This window comes from Pseudomonas sp. 102515, assembly GCF_031085165.1.
In the GTDB taxonomy this organism is placed as follows: Bacteria; Pseudomonadota; Gammaproteobacteria; order Pseudomonadales; family Pseudomonadaceae; genus Chryseomonas.
In genome coordinates, this window is sequence record NZ_JAVHTY010000003.1 from 221,036 (window position 1) to 241,229 (window position 20,194).

The 20,194-nt window shown below is 66.2% G+C and carries 21 protein-coding genes and 1 pseudogene; 10 read left to right on the forward strand and 12 right to left on the reverse strand.

The features are described from left to right. Positions 1-24 precede the first annotated feature (24 nt). Both RCF34_RS12340 and gpmA read left to right on the forward strand, forming a co-directional pair. The gene (locus RCF34_RS12340) at positions 25-252 is read left to right on the forward strand and encodes a hypothetical protein (RefSeq protein ID WP_308708432.1); all 228 of its coding nucleotides are present in this window, start codon (positions 25-27) and stop codon (positions 250-252) included. A gap of 128 nt (positions 253-380) precedes the next feature. Then, on the forward strand, positions 381-1,127 hold the full coding sequence (gpmA, locus tag RCF34_RS12345) for a 2,3-diphosphoglycerate-dependent phosphoglycerate mutase (protein WP_308708433.1): 747 nt from the start codon (positions 381-383) through the stop codon (positions 1,125-1,127). 270 nt (positions 1,128-1,397) lie between these two features. Here gpmA and RCF34_RS12350 read toward each other — a convergent pair whose 3' ends face one another. The 4 genes from RCF34_RS12350 to RCF34_RS12365 all read right to left on the reverse strand — a co-directional run bounded on the left by RCF34_RS12350 (position 1,398) and on the right by RCF34_RS12365 (position 5,452). Further along, complete coding sequence (locus tag RCF34_RS12350) at positions 1,398-2,363, reverse strand: YihY/virulence factor BrkB family protein (protein WP_308708434.1); 966 nt, start codon at positions 2,361-2,363, stop codon at positions 1,398-1,400. Positions 2,364-2,491: 128 nt separating this feature from the next. Continuing rightward, positions 2,492-3,334 (reverse strand): galactosyltransferase-related protein, encoded by an 843-nt coding sequence (locus tag RCF34_RS12355; RefSeq protein WP_308708435.1) that lies wholly within the window; start codon positions 3,332-3,334, stop codon positions 2,492-2,494. Then, on the reverse strand, positions 3,331-4,368 hold the full coding sequence (locus RCF34_RS12360) for a hypothetical protein (protein ID WP_308708436.1): 1,038 nt from the start codon (positions 4,366-4,368) through the stop codon (positions 3,331-3,333). Before RCF34_RS12360 ends, RCF34_RS12355 begins: the two co-directional genes overlap by 4 nt. A 7-nt stretch (positions 4,369-4,375) precedes the next feature. After that, entirely contained in the window at positions 4,376-5,452 is a 1,077-nt protein-coding gene (locus tag RCF34_RS12365; RefSeq protein WP_308708437.1) for a glycosyltransferase, read from the reverse strand. 187 nt (positions 5,453-5,639) lie between these two features. Here RCF34_RS12365 and RCF34_RS12370 point away from each other — a divergent pair, with 187 nt between their 5' ends. Further along, entirely contained in the window at positions 5,640-6,371 is a 732-nt protein-coding gene (locus RCF34_RS12370; protein WP_308708438.1) for a glutathione S-transferase, read from the forward strand. A 51-nt stretch (positions 6,372-6,422) separates the two neighbouring features. Here the strand turns inward: RCF34_RS12370 and RCF34_RS12375 are convergent, their stop codons facing one another. Continuing rightward, entirely contained in the window at positions 6,423-6,614 is a 192-nt protein-coding gene (locus RCF34_RS12375; RefSeq protein ID WP_026083651.1) for a CsbD family protein, read from the reverse strand. Positions 6,615-6,860: 246 nt separating this feature from the next. Between RCF34_RS12375 and gloA the strand changes: the two genes are divergently transcribed. The 3 genes from gloA (at position 6,861) to RCF34_RS12390 (ending at position 9,493) form a co-directional block, all read left to right on the forward strand. Beyond that, positions 6,861-7,385 (forward strand): lactoylglutathione lyase, encoded by a 525-nt coding sequence (gene gloA / locus RCF34_RS12380; RefSeq protein ID WP_308708439.1) that lies wholly within the window; start codon positions 6,861-6,863, stop codon positions 7,383-7,385. A 197-nt stretch (positions 7,386-7,582) separates the two neighbouring features. Then, positions 7,583-9,211, forward strand: coding sequence for a methyl-accepting chemotaxis protein (locus tag RCF34_RS12385; RefSeq protein ID WP_308708440.1), 1,629 nt, complete (start codon positions 7,583-7,585; stop codon positions 9,209-9,211). A gap of 159 nt (positions 9,212-9,370) precedes the next feature. Beyond that, complete coding sequence (locus RCF34_RS12390; protein ID WP_255211814.1) at positions 9,371-9,493, forward strand: hypothetical protein; 123 nt, start codon at positions 9,371-9,373, stop codon at positions 9,491-9,493. 42 nt (positions 9,494-9,535) lie between these two features. Here the strand turns inward: RCF34_RS12390 and RCF34_RS23030 are convergent, their stop codons facing one another. Both RCF34_RS23030 and RCF34_RS23035 read right to left on the reverse strand, forming a co-directional pair. Beyond that, positions 9,536-10,408: a methyl-accepting chemotaxis protein gene (locus RCF34_RS23030; RefSeq protein WP_374941189.1), complete on the reverse strand. Its 873-nt coding sequence runs from the start codon at positions 10,406-10,408 to the stop codon at positions 9,536-9,538. Further along, positions 10,391-11,290: pseudogene (locus RCF34_RS23035) on the reverse strand (MCP four helix bundle domain-containing protein); the annotation flags it as partial. The gene RCF34_RS23030 and the pseudogene RCF34_RS23035, both read right to left, overlap by 18 nt. Positions 11,291-11,821: 531 nt before the next feature. Between RCF34_RS23035 and RCF34_RS12400 the strand changes: the two are divergent. From RCF34_RS12400 to RCF34_RS12410, 3 genes are all read left to right on the forward strand, one after another. Then, on the forward strand, positions 11,822-12,529 hold the full coding sequence (locus RCF34_RS12400) for a carbonic anhydrase (RefSeq protein ID WP_133860378.1): 708 nt from the start codon (positions 11,822-11,824) through the stop codon (positions 12,527-12,529). A 211-nt stretch (positions 12,530-12,740) separates the two neighbouring features. Then, on the forward strand, positions 12,741-14,300 hold the full coding sequence (locus RCF34_RS12405; protein ID WP_308708442.1) for a SulP family inorganic anion transporter: 1,560 nt from the start codon (positions 12,741-12,743) through the stop codon (positions 14,298-14,300). A gap of 419 nt (positions 14,301-14,719) precedes the next feature. Beyond that, a complete protein-coding gene (locus tag RCF34_RS12410; RefSeq protein WP_017639309.1) occupies positions 14,720-14,995 on the forward strand; it encodes an HU family DNA-binding protein in 276 nt (91 codons plus the stop codon). 92 nt (positions 14,996-15,087) lie between these two features. On the opposite strand, the gene RCF34_RS12415 is transcribed toward RCF34_RS12410, so the two are convergent. Next, positions 15,088-15,255 carry a rubredoxin gene (locus RCF34_RS12415; protein WP_007161456.1) on the reverse strand — a complete coding sequence of 56 codons (168 nt, stop codon included), beginning with the start codon at positions 15,253-15,255 and terminating at the stop codon, positions 15,088-15,090. 173 nt (positions 15,256-15,428) lie between these two features. Between RCF34_RS12415 and RCF34_RS12420 the strand changes: the two genes are divergently transcribed. After that, a complete protein-coding gene (locus RCF34_RS12420) occupies positions 15,429-16,577 on the forward strand; it encodes an MFS transporter (RefSeq protein ID WP_308708971.1) in 1,149 nt (382 codons plus the stop codon). 189 nt (positions 16,578-16,766) lie between these two features. Here the strand turns inward: RCF34_RS12420 and RCF34_RS12425 are convergent, their stop codons facing one another. The 4 genes from RCF34_RS12425 to RCF34_RS12440 all read right to left on the reverse strand — a co-directional run bounded on the left by RCF34_RS12425 (position 16,767) and on the right by RCF34_RS12440 (position 20,119). Then, a complete protein-coding gene (locus RCF34_RS12425; protein ID WP_308708443.1) occupies positions 16,767-17,543 on the reverse strand; it encodes a MetQ/NlpA family ABC transporter substrate-binding protein in 777 nt (258 codons plus the stop codon). 69 nt (positions 17,544-17,612) lie between these two features. Continuing rightward, complete coding sequence (locus RCF34_RS12430) at positions 17,613-18,395, reverse strand: MetQ/NlpA family ABC transporter substrate-binding protein (protein ID WP_374941190.1); 783 nt, start codon at positions 18,393-18,395, stop codon at positions 17,613-17,615. Positions 18,396-18,446: 51 nt separating this feature from the next. Further along, positions 18,447-19,112, reverse strand: a complete 666-nt coding sequence (locus RCF34_RS12435) for a methionine ABC transporter permease (protein ID WP_017639302.1) — start codon at positions 19,110-19,112, stop codon at positions 18,447-18,449. Beyond that, complete coding sequence (locus RCF34_RS12440; protein WP_308708445.1) at positions 19,112-20,119, reverse strand: methionine ABC transporter ATP-binding protein; 1,008 nt, start codon at positions 20,117-20,119, stop codon at positions 19,112-19,114. The genes RCF34_RS12435 and RCF34_RS12440 overlap by 1 nt, the downstream gene beginning before the upstream one ends. Between the last annotated feature and the right edge of the window lie 75 nt (positions 20,120-20,194).

Here is a 20,194-nt window from a genome sequence, read left to right on the forward strand (position 1 = left end):
AGCGTGGATCCCAAGGATAGTCAGATGAACATTCAAAACCAGGCCATCGCGGCCATGCAACACCTCCAGGCGGCCTTCGCGCCGTTCCAATGCATCACCACCCCGGCTTCGCGCAAGGGCGGCTTTAGCTTTACCGTGCTCGACGAGCGCGGTGTCGCCTGTCGCAGCGAGCGCCTCTATCCCGAGCAGTACAACGCTGCCGACGGGCTGGAGCGGGTCATCGCCCGTACCCGCCGCGCCCTGGTGGCCTGAAGCGCCACACGAGTGCCGGACGCATCACGGTTTCCGTGATGCCGATGCCGGCCGCCTCCATCTGCGGTATGTTTGGCACAGCTTCGCGTAGGCGTGAGCCAAACAATGAATCCCAAGATGGAGGTCGCATGTCGCAAGTCGTATTCATCCGCCATGGCCAGTCGGCGTGGAACCTGGAAAACCGCTTCAGTGGCTGGGCGGATGTGGATCTGACCGAACAGGGGATCCGCGAGGCCCACGAAGGCGGCCAGGCGCTCAAGGACGCCGGCTTCCTCTTCGACGTGGCCCACGTGTCGGTGCTCAAGCGCGCCGTGCGGACCCTCTGGCACGTGCAGGAAGGCATGGACCAGATGTGGCTGCCGGTGGTGAGCGACTGGCGCCTCAACGAGCGTCACTACGGTGGCCTGACCGGCCTCAACAAGTCCGAGACCGCCGCCAAGTACGGTGAAGAGCAGGTGCTGGTCTGGCGCCGCAGCTACGACGTGCCACCGCCCGAGCAGAGCGTCGAGGAGCAAAAGGCCCTGGCCGCCGATCCGCGCTATGCCGGTCTGTCGCTGGACCAGGTGCCACGCACCGAGTGCCTCAAGGATTGCGTCGAGCGCGTGCTGCCCTACTGGAACGAAGTCCTGGCCCCGGCCATTCGCAGCGGCCAGCGTGTGCTGGTGGTCGCCCATGGCAACTCCATGCGCGCCCTGATCAAGTACCTGGACAACATCTCCGACAGCGACATCGTCAGCCTCAACATCCCCAACGGTGTGCCGCTGGTGTACGAGTTCGACGAGGACCTCAAGCCCACCAAGCACTACTACCTGGCCGACCCGGATGAGGTCGCCGCCAAGATGGCCGCGGTGGCCAATCAGGGCAAGGCGAAGTAAGGCCTCTTTCGTCCTTCCTCGGATGGAGGCCTTGCAAGGTTTTCCACAGGGTCGACGAGGGGTGAGCGGTGGATAAGGCTGAAGCCGTCGTCCACCCTGCCGACTGCCCCTTGTCGTGGCCACGGGTCGCCGTAGGTTGGGTCGAGCGCAGTGAAGCCCAACAGGTCTCGTTTCGAGGGGCTGGCCAGGTTGGGCTGCGACGGTGAAGCCGTCTCGGCCCAACCTACGATCCAGGGCCGCGATCGGCGCACGTGAAAACAGCTGTTCCTGCTAGCGCTTAACCACCCGCGCCTCGCCCAGCACGCCCTCTTCTTCCGCCTGGACCGCCTGGATCTCTTCGTCGCCTTCCACCCCGCCATCGCCCGGGGTCTTCTCGCCCTTTTCCTTGCCGTCATCGCTGTGGTGCTCGATCACCGCATTGATCTCCGCGCCGAACAGCAGCACCGCGGAAGACAGATAGAAGTACAGCAGTAGCACGATGATGGCGCCGATGCTGCCGTAGGTGGCGTTGTAGTTGGCGAAATTCTGCACGTAGTAGCCGAAGCCCAGCGATGCCAGGATCCAGACCACCACCGCCAGCATCGAGCCGGGCGTGATGAAGCGGAAACTCTGCTTGACGTCCGGAGTGACGTAGTAGAGCGCTGCCACGGCGATCATCAGCAGGAACACCGCCAGCGGCCAGCGGATCAGCGCCCAGAGGGTCACCATGTAGTCTTCCAGACCCACATAGGCGGCCAGCCAGTTCATCACCTGGGGACCCAGTACCATGAGGGCGGCGGCGCTGAGCAGCAGCCCGGCGAGACCTATGGTGTGCAGCACCGACAGCGGGATGCGCTTCCAGGCCGGGCGGCTTTCCACCACGTCGTAGGCACTGTTCATCGCGGTCATCAGCGAACGGAAGCCGCCCGAGGCGGACCACAGCGCGATGATGATACTGAAGGACAACAGGCCGCCCTGCTGGGTCTGCAGCTGGTCGATGATGGGATTGACCGTATCCAGCGCGGTGGGCGGCAGCAGATAGGCGGCCTGTTCGCGCAGGAAGGTGAAGAAATCCGGCAGGTGCAGGAAGCCGATCAGGGCGATCAGGAACAGCAGGAAGGGAAACAGCGAAAACAGCATCTGGTAGGCCAGGGCTGCCGCATAGGTGGGCATGTCGTCGGCAACGAACTCCTGGACGGCACGCTTGATGAGGGTGAACGGCGCAACGCCGCGCAGGCTGAAGGCAAACAAGGACATAAAAGGCTCCTGACGAACGCTCCCCGGAAAGGATTTCTGCGGGCTGTCCGCAAGGGCCTGCGCCCGGCGGCTTTTCAGACCAGCCCTACCTTCAGAGTGGCAGCGGCTGGGTTCGTTGCGCCCAGGTGTCAGAAGCCGGAATCGGAAGCGTCCCGGCAGGCGGCGATTTCGGCGGCCGTGGGTGCTCGGATTTCCTCTATTCCGCGGCTTTCCTCGAAGTCGATATAGCCGGCGGCGGCGAATTCGCGTAGCCAGCCCTCCATGGGCCAGAGTCCCCAGCGTGCCTGGAAGCGCCGGGCGTTCTCCAGGATGCTGGAGAAATGATTGAGTGGCGGATGATAGGTGGGGTGGTATTGGTGGAAGGCGCGCGCCTCGGCCTGATAGACGGGCACCTCGGCTTCGCGGGCACGGAAGGCGAAGTCGGTGTCCTCGCCGCCATAGCCGCGATAGCGCTCGTCGAAACCGCCGATGCGGCTGAAGGTGGCGCGGGTGCAGGCGAAATTCAGCGACCAGAACAGTGGATGGGGGATCGCCTCGCCACGCGGACGATCCCGGTGCAGGGGATGGACGACGCCAGTGGCGAGCAGCTCGTCCGGTGTCCAGTCGCCTTCCGCGATGCCGGCCGGCAGGTAGTGGACGAACCCCTGGTGCAGCGCCTCGGGGCGCACTGTCAGCGCCTGGCGATAGGCGTCGAGCAAGTCAGGTGCGGGGATGCAGTCCACGTCGAGAAACACCAGCGCCTCGCCTGGGGCGGCGGCTACGGCGGCGTTGCGCGCGGCGGCCAGGGGCAGGATGCCGTCGCCTTCCACGCCAAGCACCTGGATCGGAAAGCGGGGGCTGTGCAGCACGCGCGGCGGCTCGTTCATCTGCACCACCACCAGGGCAACCGGAGGCGTCGGTGCCAATTCCAGCCCGCGGATGAGATTGGCCAGTTGCCGCTCGCGACCATGCACCAGGGTCAGGACGATCATGCCAGCACCTCGCGGGCGACCTGTCGAATACAGGCCGCGGCGCGTCGGGCGCCCTCGCCATCGCTTACCGCTGCCCAGCGCTCGGGATCGAGCTCGCGCGCCCTGGCCAGCAGCCCTGGCCAGTCAGCGTCGCCAGGCCAGGTTTCGCAGGTGATCGCCAGGCTCTGCGCGGCCAGTAGGCGCCCGGTGGACAGTTGCTCGTCGAAGGGCCGGGCGTCCGGCAGGCAGAGGAAGCGGCAGCGCAAGTCGGCCAGCTCCGCCACCAGGCTGTCGCCCGCCGAGCCGATCACCAGTTCGGCGCGGATCAGCCAGGGTGCGGGATCGGCCACATTGCCCAGAAAACTCAGATTGGACGGCGCCGCGGCGGCGTCGTCCAGCACCGGACCCAGCACCGTCCAGTGCCAGTCAGGACAGGCCCGGGCCGCCGCGACCAGTCGCGCGCGACCGAAGGCGGTGCCACCATGGCCGGCGATGACGGTGACCGTGCCGAGCTCACGCAGGCTGCCGTGCCGTTGCCCGGCATAGCGCGACAGGCTGCCGGCATAGCAGGTCTTGGCCCGCCAGGGGGCCGGGGTACCAGGCTCTTCCAGGCATTCACGATAGGGCGCGAGCAGGCGACTGGCACTGGCATAGGCCAGTTCGTGAGCGGCATCGAAGCGGCTGCCGCGCTGGCGCAGGTAGATCGTCGGCACGCCGCACAGCCGGGCCAGCAGCGCCACCTCCACCGAGACGTCGACCACCAGCAGGCAGGGCCAGGCGCGGCGGAACCAGTCCACCAGCAGGCCCATGCGCTCACGCAGTCCTGCCACGCCCAGCGGCGCATAGTGCAGGCAGGTGAAGGCTTCGCCCTCGACACCAGGGGCCACGTCGGGCGGCAGCGGGCAGAGCCGGACGTTGGGCAGCGCCACCTGCTCGGGCAGGCGACTGCCGAACAGGGTCAGGGAGCCGTCGAAGGCCGCGGCGATGGCCAGGGCGCGGGTCACATGTCCGGCGCCATGATGGTGGGCGTAGTAACCGATGTTCAGCTCAGTCAAGGGCGGTCTAGCCACGGGCCACCCGGCCGGCAGCGACATCGGCGAGCAGGCGCTCGTAGCGGTCGATCATCAGCCCGAGGCTCCACTGCGCCTCGGCCCGCGCCCGGCAGGCGTCGCGAGACAGCGACAGGGCTTCGCGCAGGGCCGCCGCCAGGGCCGGGACGTCGCCCGGCGGGGCCAGGGCGCCGGTCTCGGCGGTGAGGAGTTCCGGTAGGGCGCCGCGGGCAAAGGCGGCGACCGGTGTGCCACAGGCCAGGGCCTCGGCGACGATCAGGCCGAAGGGTTCGTTCCAGCAGGGCGTGACCAGGCAGGCGCGGGCCTGGGCGACTTCCGTCGCCAGGGCGGTACGGTCCAGGTGACCGAGGTAGACGGCCCGGTCACCCAGGCGCGGCTCGATCTCTTGGCGGAAATAGCGCTCGTCGGTGGCCTGGCCGGCCAGGCGCAGCGGCACGCCGGCCTCGCGCGCGGCATCCAGCGCCAGGTGCGGCCCCTTGTCCGGCACCAGGCGGCCGAACCAGAGGGCGTGGTCGCCGATCGGCGTATCGCGTGGGCGCCAGGCGTCGAGGTCGATGCCATTGGGAATCACGTGGCAGGCCGGCGCGAGGTGCGCCCAGTTGTCGGCATTGGCCTGGGAGACGGTGCAGTAATGGCCGCCACCGCGTTTGTGCAATTCGCCGATGGCGTTGATCAGTTCGAAGAACGGCGGGGTGTGCAGCACCGTGAGCATGGGCGTGCGGATCAGCCCGGACATGGTCACCGGCACATAGTGCAGGGCGTTGTTGAAGATGACGTCGAAGCCATGGCCATCGATGCGCTGCATGCAGTCGAGATAGCCGTGGTGCTCGTCGAGGTACTCGGAGCTGAGCACGTTGCGCTTGCGCCGGCAGCCATCCGCGCCGTAGTTGCCGTCGTCGAGGATGGGCACCACCTCCAGCTCCGGCGCCGAGGCCGAACTGGCGAACAGCGTCACCGCGTGGCCACGTTCGCGCAGCTGCAGGGTGATGTCGTAGGTGAAGGCTTCGAGACCGCCGGCGAAGGGCTGGCGTACCGGGTGTTTCACATGGGTAAGAATGCCTATGCGCATGGAACCGTCCGCCTGCTGTTGCCTGTCATCCCACCGTCCTTATCGCGAGCCGCTGGTTGATAGGAGTCTCAGCGACGGGAATTGGTTGTGCGCTTCGTCGTGAAAGCCGCGTGGTGGGCAAACCTCCGCAGCGGGCCGGGGGTCAGCTTTCCTGGACCCGTATTCCCAGCAGACGACGGAGGTTTCCATGCGTTATGAACTGCACTACTGGCCCAGTATCCAGGGCCGCGGCGAATTCGTCCGCCTGGCGCTCGAAGAGGCTGGCGCCGACTATCTCGATGTCGGCAACGCCCCGGAGGACGAAGGTCTGGGCGTACCCACCCTGCAGGACTACCTGCAGGGCCAGAAGACCGGCCGCCCGCCCTTCGCCCCGCCCTTTATCAAGGCCGGCGACGAGGTCGTCTCCCATGTCGCCAACATCCTCCAGTTCCTCGGGCCACGGCTGGACCTGGTACCGGCCGATGAAGAATCCCGCTTCTGGGTCCACGGCCTGCAGCTGACCATCACCGACCTCACCGCCGAGGCCCACGACGCCCATCATCCGGTGGCCATCTCCCTGACCTACGAAGAGCAACAGGACGAAGCCCGGCGCCGGGCCAAGGCCTTTGCCGGGGAACGGATCCGTACCTATCTGAGCTACTTCGAGCGAGTGCTGGGTTACAACCCAGCTGGTGATACCTGGCTGGTGGGCGAGCGTCGCTCCTATGTCGACCTGTCGCTGTTCCAGGTGGTGGCCGGCCTGACCTATGCCTTCCCGAACGCCATGCGGCGCCTGGCGCCCGAGATACCGCGGGTGCTGGCCGTGGCCGAGCGGGTAGCCGCGCTACCCAACATCGCCGCCTACCTGGCCTCGCCCCGCCGCCTGCCCTTCAGCGAGAACGGCATCTTCCGCCATTATCCGGAGCTGGATCCGGCCTGACGGGCAAAAGAAAAGGCCGCCCTGGGGCGGCCTTTTCCGTACAGCCTGGACTCAAGCGCGGTCGATGGTGTTCTTGACCGCTTCCTTACCCTTGCCGACGTTCTTTTGCAGTTTGCCTTCGGCTTCCTGGGCACGACCCTCGCCTTTCATGCGCGAGTTGTCGGTGGCATCGCCGACGCCTTGCTTGACCTTGCCGGCCACTTCTTTGGCGGTACCCTTGATCTTGTCGCTGGTGCTGCTCATATCAGTCTCCTTGGGATCGCACAGGCAGTGCGCTTGTAAAATCCGACTGCGGCTCTAGCCGGGTGTTTCGACCATTCGTCGCACAGCGCAGCGGCGAGCAGCGCCCGGAAGCTTTGGGCAGCGGCGCTGGAAGCCTTTAGACTGCCCGCCCTTTTTCGTGAGCGACCGCCCAGGCGCCTTTCCCGCCGGGAACGTTGCGCGGGGCCGCCTCTCCAATTTTCCACACCCCTTCACCGGAGACTTCTGATGTCGCTGAGCCAATTCGACAACCTGCCGGGCGTGACCGCCCAGCCCGACGCCGCCACCCGCGAGTTCGTCTTCAACCACACCATGCTGCGGGTCAAGAACCTGGAGACCTCACTGGACTTCTATACCCGCGTGCTGGGTTTCACCGTGGTCGATCACAAGGATTTCCCGGACGCCAAGTTCAGCCTGACCTTCCTTGCCCTGGTCGATCGTAACCAGGTGCCGGAGGACCCGGAAGCCCGCCAGCGCTGGCGCAAGTCGACCCCGGGCATTCTCGAGCTGACTCATAACCACGGTACCGAGAACGACGCGGAGTTCAGCTACCACAATGGCAACAGCGATCCACGCGGCTTCGGCCACACCTGCGTGGCGGTCCCGGACATCCGCGCCGCCTGCGAGCGGTTCGAGCAACTTGGCGTCGCCTTCCAGAAGCGCCTGACCGACGGCAGCATGAAGGAAATCGCCTTCATCAAGGACCCCGATGGCTACTGGGTCGAAGTCATCCAGTTCACCCCGCTGTCCTGATCCCTCCGGGCCCGGCGTCCGTCGGGCCCACCCCTGCCTGCCCTTCTGAAGACATCCGACGACTCTTCGGCGCTTAACTGATACCGACTGGCTCCAGGTCATCGACGCCTACTCGCGCCTTTGGCGTACTGCTGGCGGAAAGCCTTACCAAAGTCGTATTGCGCATCCCAGCCAGCGACGTCGTCAGAGAGTCCAACATGAAAAAAACAACAAGAATCCGTACCGGGATGTACAGCGTGCTCAGCCTGTTCGTCGCCTGCCTGCTGCTGGCTTGCCTCTATGGGTGGCTCAGCGCCCGGACCAGTGCCCAGCAGATCCGCGACCTGGATAGTCTGACCATGGAGCAGCTGGACCGGGTCAACAACGCCGCCACCTGGATCAGCCGCGCCAGCGCCAACTCCCATACCGCCATGCTCGACCGGGTCAACGGCGATGCGGCCAAGGCCGAGAAAGGCGTGAAGCTGGCACTGGAGCGATTGGACATCGCCCGCAAGCTGATCACCGACATGCAGGCCAGCGTCGGCGATCCCAAACTGAGTGGCCAGATCGAAGCCATGCTCAAGGCCTTCGACGCCTACAAGGTCATCGTCGAAGGGCAGATCGCCGCCTGCCGCGCCGGCGACCTGCCCGGCTACATCCGTATCAGCGACGGGGCCAAGGGTGCCAGCACGGCCTTCGCCGATACCCGCCAGGCCTTCACCGACGAGATCACCAGCCGCATCGCGGCCACCCTCGCCGCCTCCGACAGTCGCGTGTCCCAGGCCCAGATCGGCAGCCTGCTGCTGGTCGGTCTGACCCTGCTGCTGGCGGTGCTCTCCGGCTGGTTCATCGCCCGCCGCGTGCTGGCCCCGCTCAACGAGGCCGGCGAGCACTTCGCCGCCATGAGCGAAGGCGATCTGACCCGCCGTATCGAGGTGCGCAGCCATGACGAGATCGGTCAGCTGTTCGCCGGCCTCGCCACCCTGCAGAGTCGCCAGCGCGACACCCTGGCCCAGCTCAATCGCACCGCCGAGCAACTCGACAGCGCCGCCCAGGAACTGGGCCAGGTGACGGCCCAGAGCAACCGCACCCTGAATCAGCAACAGCAGGAACTGGAACAGGCCGTGACGGCGGTGACCGAGATGACCACCGCCGTGGAAGAGGTGGCACGCAACGCCGCGTCCACCTCGGATACCGCCCGCGAATCCGATCGCCTGGCCGCGGGCAGTCGCGGCCAGGTGGCCGAGGTGCTCAGCGAATTGCAGAGCATGCAGACCACAGTCAACGAAAGCGAAGCCGTAATCGCCAGCCTGGCGCAGCAGGCCAACCAGATCGGCAAGGTGCTGGACGTGATCCGCGCCGTCTCCGAGCAGACCAACCTGCTGGCGCTCAACGCCGCCATCGAGGCCGCGCGCGCCGGCGATGCCGGCCGTGGCTTCGCCGTGGTGGCCGACGAGGTGCGCAGCCTGGCCCAGCGTACCCGCCAGTCGACCCTGGAGATCGAGCAGATGATCGGCAACATCCAGACCGGCACCGGTCAGGCGGTGGCTGCCATCCAGCGCAGCAGCACCCTGGCCGGCACCACCCTGAGCACCACCCAACGCCCCGGCGAGAGCCTGGAGCACATCTTCGTCGCCATCGGCGACATCAACGAGCGCAACCTGGTCATCGCCAGCGCCGCCGAGGAACAGGCCCAGGTGGCGCGGGAGGTGGATCGCAACCTGATCAATATCCGCGAACTGGCAGGCGTGTCCAAGCGCGGCGCCGACCAGATCGAGACCTCCAGTCGCCAGCTCGTCGCGCTGACCCGCGAGATCCACGGCCTGGCGGCGCGCTTTCGCGTTTAGCCCGACGCGCCGCTACCCTCGGGACCAGGCGTCCCGGCGGTAGCCGCGGCTTTACCCAACTTTACGTTTTCTTGGCATGACGTCGTCGCCGCTACAGGCGAAAATTGGCCCCGGGCGCCAGGCGTGGCGCCCGTTCTCGCTAAGGAGCTGCCTGACGTCATGACGACCTGCCCTACCCCGCGCGGCCCTCGCCTGAGGTGCCTGCTGCTGTCCTTTCTCGCCTCGCCCCTGGGCCTGCTGGTGCTGCTGACCGGCGTGCTGCAGCTGCTCGGCCCCGGCTAGGGCCGCAGCGTCCGGCCACCGAAGCGGCCGGCCCCGCCTGGATCACAGGCGGAAGCGCGTCACCAGACCATTGAGGTCCACGGCCAGGCGCGACAGCTCGGCGCTGGCGGCGCTGGACTGCTCGGCACCCGCGGCGGTCTGGACCGACAACTCGCGGATGTTCACCAGGTTGCGATCCACTTCGCGGGCCACCTGGGCCTGCTCTTCCGCCGCGCTGGCGATGACCAGATTGCGTTCGTTGATGCCGCCGATGGCGCCATGGATGCGCTCCAGGGCATGGCCGGCACCGCGGGCCACTTCCAGGGTGGACTGGGCGCGCTCGGTGCTGCTGCGCATGGCCGCCACCGCCTGATCGGTGCCCTGCTGGATGGTGGCGATGGAGGTCTCGATCTCGCGGGTGGATTCCTGGGTGCGATGGGCCAACGCCCGCACCTCGTCGGCCACCACGGCGAAGCCACGACCCGCTTCACCGGCGCGCGCCGCCTCGATGGCGGCGTTGAGCGCCAGCAGGTTGGTCTGTTCGGCCACGCTGCGGATCACGTCGAGCACCTTGCCGATGTCGTTGACCTGGACCGCCAGGTCGCCCACCAGGGTGGCGCCGTGCTGGACGTCGTCGCTCATGGTGGCGATGGCGCCCACGGTCTCCTGCACCAGGTCGCGGCCGTCACGGGCCACACCGGCCGACTCCTGGGAGGCCTGGGAGGTGCTGACGGCATTGCGCGCCACCTCGTCCACCGCCGACGACATCTGGTTCACCGCGGTGGCGGCCTGTTCGATCTCGGCGTTCTGGCGCTGCAGGCCGCGACTGGATTCATCGGTCACGGCATTGAGTTCTTCCGCCGCCGAGGCGAGCTGGGTGGCCGACCCGAGGATGCCCTGCAGGGTCTGGCGCAGCTGGCCCTGCATGGTCTTCATGGCCTGCAGCAGGCGCGCGGCCTCGTCGCGGCCTTCGCTGTGGATCTCCTGGCTGAGGTCGCCGGTGGCGATCACCTCGGCGGCCTGCACGGCGCGGGCGATGGGCTGGGTGATGCTGCGGATCAGCAGCCAGGCGAAGACCACGGTCAGCAGCGCGGTAGCCGCCAGCAGCAGCAGCAGCCACTGGATGGCGTGACGATAGTCGGCAGCGGACTGGGCGTTGGCCGCGGCGGTCTGCTGATCCACCAGGTCGGTGAGTTGCTTGAGCACGCCGTTGACCGCATCGGAGTTGGCCAGCAGGTCTTCGTTGAGCAGGCGGCGCAGGGGCTCCAGCTGATCGGCGGCGGAAAACGCCAGCATGCGCTGCTGCAGACCATCGTACTGGGTGATCAGCTGACCGTAGCGGCCGTAGGCGGTGCGTTCTTCATCGGACTGGATCAGCGCCTCGTAGCGCTGCTGGGCGGCGCGCATCTGGCCGTTGCGCTGCTGGAACAGCGCCTGGGTCTTGGCGATGATCTCGGGCTCGCGATTGAGCAGCAGGCGATAGGAGAGTACCCGCAGGCGCAGGGTCAGGGCGGTCAGTTCGTCGAGAGCCGCCACGCGAGGCATGGCGCGGTCCTCGATGGCCAGGCCCGAGGCGCGGATATCGTTCATCTTGACGAGGGCGGTGCCGCCGAGCAGCAGCAGGAGCAGACCGATAAAGGCGAAACCAAGGGTAGCGCGCCGCGCGATGGAGAGATTACGAAAGGACATGGAGAGTTTCCGTTGAGCCTGGAAAGCCCCCGCTATCGACCGCAAGGTGCAAATCCTGAGGCGGCTTGTCGGCCCGCATTTCCCCGCCACTATCGAGCAAACGCAGCAGACCCTTGTCCTATAGGGCATTGGGACTATTGAAAGCCTGGCGAAAGGTCTAGGCTGCGGCACTGTGCCGCAGATCACAGGCCGGATGCAAAGCGGGCGAAAGACGCTCGATTTCCGCCAGCGGCATTGCGTTCACATTTTTGCACATCTCTCGCAAGCCACTGATCGCCAAGGAAATCTGCTCGGCTATCGCGATTCACGTTTTCTTCACGGGGAAAACCGCGATCCGGTGGCGAAATTCCGGGTTCGTGCCGATAAAAGGGCGAAATGTAATGATCGTGTGGCGATAATGGCGGGATGATCTCAGTATAAGTTTGAAATATCTTCCGCGTTGTCCGTCACGAGCTATTGTTTCAGCGTGGATTAAGGTTGAGGTCACCAAGATGGCCTACCGGGTGCCAGGACAACGCCCGGATACGCGATGGACCGCCAGACAATGAAGCCGCCAGCGCCCGAGAGGGCCGGGGCGTATCGAGGCGATGCCAGGGGGCGTCTAGCCACTAACCAGCGCTTGCCGCTGCCATTGCGTACTTGAGAAGAGGTCAGAAACAGATGAGCGACAACACGGATACCTTCGGCGCACCCGACGAGGCCCTCCTGCAGCTGGTCGATGGTTTCAAGCGTTTCCGCCAGGATGTCTTTCCCGAACAGGAAGCGCTGTTCAAGAAACTCGCCAGTGCGCAGTCACCCAAGGCCATGTTCATCACCTGCGCCGACTCGCGCATCGTCCCGGAACTGATCACCCAAAGCTCGCCGGGCGATCTGTTCGTGACCCGGAACGTCGGCAACGTGGTGCCCCCCTACGGCCAGATGAACGGCGGCGTCTCCACCGCCATCGAGTACGCGGTCGTGGCCCTGGGCGTCAAGCACATCATCATCTGCGGCCACTCCGACTGCGGCGCCATGAAAGCCGTGCTCAATCCCGATCCACTGGAGAAGATGCCGACGGTAAAGGTCTGGCTGCGCCACGCCGAGGTCGCCCGTACCGTGGTCGAAGACCATGGTCATTGCGACTGCGGCCACGGCGGCACCCTGGGCTTCCTCACCGAGGAAAACGTGGTCGCCCAGCTGGTCCACCTGCGCACCCATCCTTCCGTGGCTTCCCGTCTGGCCAGCGGTCAGCTGCAGATCCACGGCTGGGTCTATTCCATCGAGACCAGCGAAATCAAGGCGTACGACGCCCAGCAGGAGCGCTTCCTGCCCCTGGATGGCGAAAACATGCCAGTCGCCACCCCGCGTCCGCGCCTGCAACCGGCCTGACCCACCGCGGCCAGCCGGTCCGCCGGCTGGCCACCCCCGAGAGGGGCCGATCGACCCGTCCCCATAACAGCGCACCGCGCCGGACGATCCCACCTGGGGCTCCATCGGGATCGCCCACCCTAGCCGCTAGCCGCCTGAATCCCGAACCGTGTCATATGACGTGATATGACACGCGGGCACCCTTTTTCCTAGTCGCTGGAGGACCAGGACCATGCTTGGCAATCAACAGACCCCGGGGCGCAACCTGTCGCGCGACGCCCTGGCCTCACTCGTGGTGTTTCTGGTCGCCCTGCCGCTGTGCATGGGGATCGCCATCGCCTCCGGCATGCCGCCGGCCAAGGGCATCATCACCGGCATCATCGGTGGCCTGGTGGTCGGCTTTCTCGCCGGCTCGCCGCTGCAGGTCAGCGGTCCGGCCGCCGGCCTGGTGGTGCTGGTCTTCGACCTGATCAACCGCCATGGCATCGAGGCGCTGGGCCCGGTCCTGCTGCTCGCCGGTCTGCTGCAACTCATCGCCGGCTTCACCCGGCTGGGCGCCTGGTTCCGCGTCACCTCACCGGCGGTGGTCTACGGCATGCTCGCCGGCATCGGCATTCTCATCGTGCTCTCGCAACTGCACGTGATGTTGGATGCCAAACCGGCGGCCTCGGGTCTTTCCAACCTGCTGGCCTTCCCGGGCGCCGCCCTCACCGCGGCGGGCCAGTGGAACGGCAGTGGCAGCGGCGCCCAGGCGGCGCTGATCGGTCTGCTGACCATCGCCAGCATGTGGCTGTGGGAGAAATTCCGCCCGCAGACGCTGCGCTTCCTGCCCGGCGCCCTGATCGGGGTGACCCTGGCGACCCTCGCCAGTCTCTGGCTGGCGCTGGACATCCGCCGCGTGGAAGTGCCCAACAACCTGGCCGATGCCATCGACTGGGTGACCTTCGCCGACCTCGGCATGCTGGCCAATGCCGAACTGGTGGTGGCCGCCCTCGCCCTGGCTTTCATTGCCAGCGCCGAGACCCTGCTCTCGGCCGCCGCGGTGGACCGCATGCACAACGGGCCGCGCTCGCACTTCGACCGGGAACTGGGCGCCCAGGGCATCGGCAACCTGCTCTGCGGTGCCGTCGGCGCGCTGCCCATGACCGGGGTCATCGTGCGCAGCTCGGCCAATGTCCAGGCCGGCGCCACCAGTCGCGCCTCCACCATCTTCCACGGTCTCTGGCTGCTGGCCTTCGTCGCCGCCCTGCCCTTCGTGCTCAAGTTGGTGCCGGTGGCGAGCCTGGCCGGCGTGCTGGTATTCACCGGTATCAAGCTGGCCGATCCCAAGTCGCTGACCGGACTCAAGCGCTATGGCCGGACCCCCATGGTCATCTATGCCCTGACCGCCCTCATGATCGTCGCCACCGATCTACTGACCGGGGTGCTGGTAGGCTTTGGTCTGTCGATCGCCTTCCTGGCGGTCAAGGCAGCTCAGCTCAAGGTGAGCCTGATCTATCGCGAGGACCAGCCGGGCCAGGCCGATCTGCGTCTGCTGGGCGCCGCGACCTTCCTGCGCGTACCCCAGCTGACCAAGGTGCTGGAGCAGGTCAAGCCGGGCACCACCCTGCACGTGCCCCTGGAGCACGTCTCCTATATCGATCATGCCTGCATGGAGCTGCTGGAGGACTGGGGACGGACCCAGGCCAGCAATGGCATGCGGCTGGTGATCGAGCCCAAGGCACTGGAGCGGCGCCTGGAAGGCCAGGCCCCGGCGGGTCAACCGGTCATGCCGACCCAGGCACCGGCCTGATCCGGGTGGCGGAGCGGCCAGGAGGCGCTCCGCCACGCCTCACCCCACGCTAGCGGCCCATCGATGGACGGCCAAGCCCCAGCACGATCACCGATCGCTGATCGCGATACTGGCTTGCCAGAGCCTCGCAGCGCCCCGGTGCCATGCAAAGGCCACTCCACGAAGTGGACACTCTGTCCACAAAAAGCGCCTGAATTGGCTGATAAATGTCCAAGTTGGCGTCGGTCATCCTACCAATGGGTAATAGTCTGCTAATTAACTTTCGCTCTTCTCGGGTTTGCCTTATAACGCTATTTGGTTCGACTTTTGTCGCACCAACGATCTTTGTGTCGGGCCACCCTCTATCTCGGGGGTAATCGCTTTGCCAGGAAAGCCATGCGACGCCCACACGGCTAAAAATGACCCCACGAGAGGTAGCTATGCGCAAGCCTGAATTGGCGACTGTGATCGCTGAAAAAGTCGGACTTCCAAAGGAACAGGCCAACGTCGTGCTCAACACGCTGTTGGATGAGATCGCAAATGCGCTGCATCGCAAGGACAGCGTTACCCTGGTTGGCTTCGGCACCTTCCTGCCGCGTCACCGCGGTGCCCGCATGGGGAAGAATCCCCAGACCGGCGAGCCGGTCAAGATTCGTGCGAGCAACACGGTGGCGTTCAAGCCCGGCAAGGCGCTGAAGGACAGTATCGAAGGCTGAGCGTGAGGCGGCACGGATCGCCGCTGCAGCCAAAAGGCATCGCCCCTGCGATGCCTTTTTTGTGTCCGCGCGGAGGACGCGGAGCGGGGTGATCAGCCGATGGCGATCATCTCGAAGTCGCCCTTGCCCACGCCGCAATCCGGGCACAGCCAATCCTCGGGCACATCCTCCCAGCGCGTCCCCGGCGCGATGCCGTCATCCGGCCAGCCCAGGGCTTCGTCATAGATATAGCCGCACACGATGCACTGCCATTTCCGCATTTTCTGTTATCTCCCAACCGGCTTCAGGTAGCGCGCACGCTACGCGAAAGCCCGGCAAAGGCCAACCGTACCGGAACCCGGACGGATACCCAGCGCTCCATAGCTGCTCTTGGCGGCTGTCCGTCATCCGCGTTCACAGCTAGGCTGCGTCCATGAATTCCTCGTCCCCGCCCATGCCCTGGGCCATCTACTTCGCCGTGTTGGGCAGCGTCATCAGCGTCGGTCTGGCCATCGGCCTGTCGATGCCGCTGGTCTCGCTACGCCTGGAAGGTTGGGGTTATGGCAGCTTCGCCATCGGCGTCATGGCCGCTTCACCGGCCCTTGGTATCCTCACCGGCGCCAGTCTGGCCGGGCGCCTGGCGGCGCGGCTCGGCACACCCCGACTGATGCGGCTGTGCCTGATGAGCGGCGCCGCCTCGCTGATCCTGCTGTCGCTGCTGCCCAGCTATCCACTGTGGCTGCTCCTGCGCCTGGCCCTGGGCGCCATCCTCACCCTGGTCTTCGTGCTCGGCGAAAGCTGGATGAACCAGGTCATCACCGATCGCTGGCGCGGCCGCCTGGTGGCGCTCTATGGCAGCAGCTATGCCCTGAGCCAGCTGGCTGGTCCGCTGCTACTGGGGGTGCTGGGGACCGAGGGCGACCAGGGCTTCTGGCTGGGCGCCCTGCTCATGCTCGGCGGCGCCACCCTGCTGCTCGGCCGCCAGGGTGCCCCGGCCGCCGGCGGCCACACCGCGGCCTGGCGAGCGCTGCTGGACTTCTGCCGCGGCGCCCCGGCCATCGCCTGGGCGGTGGCGCTGTTCGCCTGCTTCGAGGCGATGATCCTCACCCTGCTGCCGGTTTACGCCCTCAACCAGGGCTTCGGCCAGCAACTGGCCCTGTACATGGTCAGCGCCGTGGTGGTGGGCGATGCCCTGCTGCAGCTGCCGCTGGGCCTGCTCGCCGACCGCCTCTCGCGCCAGGGACTGTTTCTCGGCTGCACCCTGGGCCTGCTGGCGGTGAGCCTGGCCCTGCCGCTGCTGCTGCACACCTCCGGCGTCTGGCCGCTGCTGGTGCTGTTCGGCGCCACCGCCGGCGGCCTCTTCACCCTGGCGCTGATCCTGGTCGGCGAGCGCTATCGCGACGCCGAACTGGTCAGCGCCAATGCCTGCATCGCCCAGCTCTGGGGGCTCGGCTGCCTGGTCGGTCCGCTGGTCACCGGCGCCGCCAGCCAGTGGCTCACCGGTCACGCCCTGCCGCTGCTGATGGCCGTCGGCGCCGCCGTGCTGCTGGTGATCGTCAGCCGCCGAGGCAGCGCGCCGGTTACAGCTAAAACGGCAATTTAATGCCTAAATTTATTCCTTAGAGCCGGGATTTCGGCACTAGATTGCCGGACGAAGGCAATCCCACCCTGGCGACGCTGCAGGCGGTCTTTCGACCCTTTGGCCTGGGAATGGGCGTCAGACCCCTGAAACGCCGTTGAGCCCCATGAAAAACGCCGGCACTGGGCCGGCGTTCTTCATGTCAGGCAGCGCTCAGAACGCCGGCACCACGGCGCCCTTGTACTTCTCTTCGATGAACTGCTTCACCGCCGGGGTGTTCAACGCCTTGGCCAGCTTCTGCACGGCGTCGCTGTCCTTGTTGTCCGGGCGGGCGACCAGGATGTTGGCATAGGGCGATTCCTTGCCTTCCAGCAGCAGGGCGTCCTGGGTCGGGTTGAGCTTGGCTTCCAGGGCGTAGTTGGTGTTGATCAGCGCCAGGTCGACCTGATTCAGCACGCGCGGCAGGGTCGCGGCTTCCAGCTCCTTGAACCTGAGCTGCTTGGGATTCTCGGCGATGTCCTTGGGCGTGGCCAGGATGTTGGCGCTGTCCTTGAGCGTGATCAGGCCGGCCTTTTCCAGCAGCAGCAGGGCACGGCCGCCGTTGGTGGCATCGCTGGGGATGGCCACGACGGCGCCTTCGCGGAGTTCGGCGAGCTGCTTGATCTTCCGCGAATAGATGCCGAAGGGCTCGACATGCACCTGGGCGACGGTCACCAGGTCGGTACCGCGGCTCTTGTTGAATTCATCCAGGTAGGGCTGGTGCTGGAAGAAATTGGCGTCCAGACGCTTCTGGGCCACCTGCAGGTTGGGCTGCACGTAGTCGGTGAAGACCTTGATCTGCAGGTCCACCCCTTCCTTGGCCAGCTGGGGTTTGACGAATTCGAGGATCTCGGCGTGGGGCACCGGGGTGGCGGCGACGCTGAGGGTCTCGGCGGCGTGGGCGCTCAGGCTGGCGGCCAGCAGGGCGGCGGTGGCGAGCAATTTCTTCATGGCAGTTTCCTAAAGCGGGGTGGAACCGTCGGCGCCTCTGGCGGGCGCCGACGGCAGTGGAGCGGAGGCTCAGAACGCGGGAACGACGGCGCCCTGGTACTTCTTCTCGATGAACTGCTTCACCTCGGGGGTGGTCAGGGCCTTGGCCAGCTTCTGGATGGCCGGGTCGTTGGCCTTGTCGGCGCGGGTGTAGAGCAGGTTGGCGTAGGGCGACTCGCCGCTCTCGATGAAAAGGGCGTCCTTGGTCGGCACCAGCTTGGCTTCCAGCGCGTAGTTGGCGTTGATCAGCGCCAGGTCGACCTGGTTCAGCACGCGCGGCAGGGTCGCGGCTTCCAGCTCCTTGAACTTGAGGTGCTTGGGATTCTCGACGATGTCCCGCGGGGTGGCGGTGACGTTGCTCGGATCCTTGAGGGTGATCAGGCCCTGCTTGGCGATCAGCAGCAGCGCACGACCGGAGTTGCTCGGGTCGTTGGGGATCGCCACGGTGGCGCCATCCTTGAGTTCCTTGATGTCCTTGATCTTCTGCGAATAGGCACCGAAGGGCTCGACGTGCACCGCCACCACCGGCACCTGGTCGCTGCTCGGGTTGCTCTTCTGGTAGCTGGCGTAGTACGGCTTGGTCTGGAAGTAGTTGGCATCCACCTGCTTCTGATCGGTCTGGCGATCGGGCTGGATGTAGTCGGTGAAGACCTTGATCTTCAGGTCCACGCCTTCCTTGGCCAGCTGCGGCTTGATGAACTCCAGGATCTCCGCATGGGGCACCGGATTGACCGCGACGGTCAGGGTCTCGGCGGCCTGGGCGGCGGTGGCGACACCTAGGCCGAAGGCCAGGGACAGCAGGGTACGTTTCAGCGACATCTGGGATTTTCCTTGTGCAAAACCTTCGAGTGGATGAAGCCTGAATCAACGACGACTGAAATGGGCGACGAGGCGATCGCCGACCATCTGCAGTACCTGGACCAGCACCAGCAGCAAGAGCACCGTGACCACCATGACGTCGGTCTGGAAGCGCTGGTAGCCGAAACGGATGGCCAGATCGCCCAGGCCACCACCACCGATCACCCCGGCCATGGCGGTGTAGGACACCAGGGCGATGGCGGTGACGGTGGTGGCCGCGATCAGCCCGGGCAGGGCCTCGGGCAACAGGGTGCGGGTGACGATCTGCCAGAGACTGGCGCCCATGGCCTGGGTCGCCTCGATGATGCCGCGGTCGACCTCGCGCAGGGCGGTCTCCACCAGCCGGGCGAAGAAGGGCGCGGCGCCCACCACCAGCGGCGGAATGGCGCCCTCGACACCCAGGGAGGTGCCGATCAGCCAGACCGTGATGGGGATCATCAGGATCAGCAGGATGATGAAGGGCACCGAGCGCAGCACGTTGACCACGAAGGAGAGGATGCCGTAGACCAGCGGCTGCTCCAGCAGCTGGCGGCGGCTGGTGAGAAACAGCAGCACGCCCAGCGGCAGCCCGAGGATCAGGGTGAAGAGCATGGACCAGCCGAGCATGGCCAGGGTGTCCTGGGTCGCCTGCCAGATCTCGGCCCAGTCGATGTTGCTGAAGAGTTCGTCCATCAGCGCAGGACCTCCACGGTGACGTCGGCGGCCTGGAAGCGAGCCAGGGCGGCGTCCAGGTCACCGCCCACCAGGGCGATGGTGAGCTGGCCATAGGGCTCGTCCCGGATGCGATCGATGCGACCGCCGAGAATGCTGTAGTCCACACCGGTCTCGCGGGCGACGTGGCCCAGCAGCGGTGCATAGGTGGCTTCGCCGCGGAAGGTCAGGCGCAGGATGCGCCCCTCGACGTGGGCATAGGCGTCGGCCAGGTCGGCCTCGTCCTGGTGCTCGGCCTCGAAGACAAACCGGCGGGTGGTGGGGTGCTGCGGATGCAGGAAGACATCGGCGACGGTGCCCTGCTCCACCACGGCGCCACCATCGAGTACGGCGACGCGGTCGCAGACGCGACGGATCACATCCATCTCGTGGGTGATCAGCACGATGGTCAGGCCCAGTTCGCGATTGAGCTCGGCGAGCAGTTGCAGCACCTGGGCGGTGGTCTGGGGATCGAGGGCACTGGTGGCCTCGTCACAGAGCAGGATCTTCGGCTCGGTGGCCAGGGCGCGGGCGATGCCGACGCGCTGCTTCTGGCCGCCGGACAGTTGCGCCGGATACTTGCGCGCCTGGTCGGACAGGCCGACCCGCGCCAGCAGCTCCTCGACCCGCTGGGCGATCTGCGCCCGCGAGCGGCCGCCGGCCAGTTCCAGAGGCAGGGCCACGTTGGCCGCCACGGTCTTGGACGAGAGCAGGTTGAAGTGCTGGAAGATCATGCCGATGCGGCGGCGGAAATCGCGCAGCTCGGTCGAACCCAGGGTGGTGACCTCGGCACCATCGACCAGCAGGCGACCGCCACTGGGGGCTTCGAGGCGGTTGATCAGGCGCAAGAGGGTGCTCTTGCCGGCACCCGAATGGCCGATCAGGCCGAAGATCTCGCCGGCTTCGATCCTCAGGTCGACCGGCTGGAGCGCCGCGACCTCGCGACCGCGCGTGCGGTACGTCTTGTGGACAGCGTGGAATTCGATCAATGGAAAAACCTTGTGGGTATCGTCAGACAACAGGATGGTGATCCAGCCGTGCAGTTTAACGTGCGCGCTTATATC

Excerpts from the sequence above, each read along its gene's own strand:
- RCF34_RS12340 (WP_308708432.1), top strand. The coding sequence starts at position 25 with ATGAACATTCAAAACCAGGCCATCGCGGCCATGCAACACCTCCAGGCG.
- gpmA (WP_308708433.1), top strand. The coding sequence starts at position 381 with ATGTCGCAAGTCGTATTCATCCGCCATGGCCAGTCGGCGTGGAACCTG.
- RCF34_RS12350 (WP_308708434.1), bottom strand. The coding sequence starts at position 2,363 with ATGTCCTTGTTTGCCTTCAGCCTGCGCGGCGTTGCGCCGTTCACCCTC.
- RCF34_RS12355 (WP_308708435.1), bottom strand. The coding sequence starts at position 3,334 with ATGATCGTCCTGACCCTGGTGCATGGTCGCGAGCGGCAACTGGCCAAT.
- RCF34_RS12365 (WP_308708437.1), bottom strand. The coding sequence starts at position 5,452 with ATGCGCATAGGCATTCTTACCCATGTGAAACACCCGGTACGCCAGCCC.
- RCF34_RS12370 (WP_308708438.1), top strand. The coding sequence starts at position 5,640 with ATGCGTTATGAACTGCACTACTGGCCCAGTATCCAGGGCCGCGGCGAA.
- RCF34_RS12375 (WP_026083651.1), bottom strand. The coding sequence starts at position 6,614 with ATGAGCAGCACCAGCGACAAGATCAAGGGTACCGCCAAAGAAGTGGCC.
- gloA (WP_308708439.1), top strand. The coding sequence starts at position 6,861 with ATGTCGCTGAGCCAATTCGACAACCTGCCGGGCGTGACCGCCCAGCCC.
- RCF34_RS12385 (WP_308708440.1), top strand. The coding sequence starts at position 7,583 with ATGAAAAAAACAACAAGAATCCGTACCGGGATGTACAGCGTGCTCAGC.
- RCF34_RS12390 (WP_255211814.1), top strand. The coding sequence starts at position 9,371 with ATGACGACCTGCCCTACCCCGCGCGGCCCTCGCCTGAGGTGCCTGCTG.
- RCF34_RS23030 (WP_374941189.1), bottom strand. The coding sequence starts at position 10,408 with ATGAAGACCATGCAGGGCCAGCTGCGCCAGACCCTGCAGGGCATCCTC.
- RCF34_RS12400 (WP_133860378.1), top strand. The coding sequence starts at position 11,822 with ATGAGCGACAACACGGATACCTTCGGCGCACCCGACGAGGCCCTCCTG.
- RCF34_RS12405 (WP_308708442.1), top strand. The coding sequence starts at position 12,741 with ATGCTTGGCAATCAACAGACCCCGGGGCGCAACCTGTCGCGCGACGCC.
- RCF34_RS12410 (WP_017639309.1), top strand. The coding sequence starts at position 14,720 with ATGCGCAAGCCTGAATTGGCGACTGTGATCGCTGAAAAAGTCGGACTT.
- RCF34_RS12415 (WP_007161456.1), bottom strand. The coding sequence starts at position 15,255 with ATGCGGAAATGGCAGTGCATCGTGTGCGGCTATATCTATGACGAAGCC.
- RCF34_RS12420 (WP_308708971.1), top strand. The coding sequence starts at position 15,429 with ATGCCCTGGGCCATCTACTTCGCCGTGTTGGGCAGCGTCATCAGCGTC.
- RCF34_RS12425 (WP_308708443.1), bottom strand. The coding sequence starts at position 17,543 with ATGAAGAAATTGCTCGCCACCGCCGCCCTGCTGGCCGCCAGCCTGAGC.
- RCF34_RS12435 (WP_017639302.1), bottom strand. The coding sequence starts at position 19,112 with ATGGACGAACTCTTCAGCAACATCGACTGGGCCGAGATCTGGCAGGCG.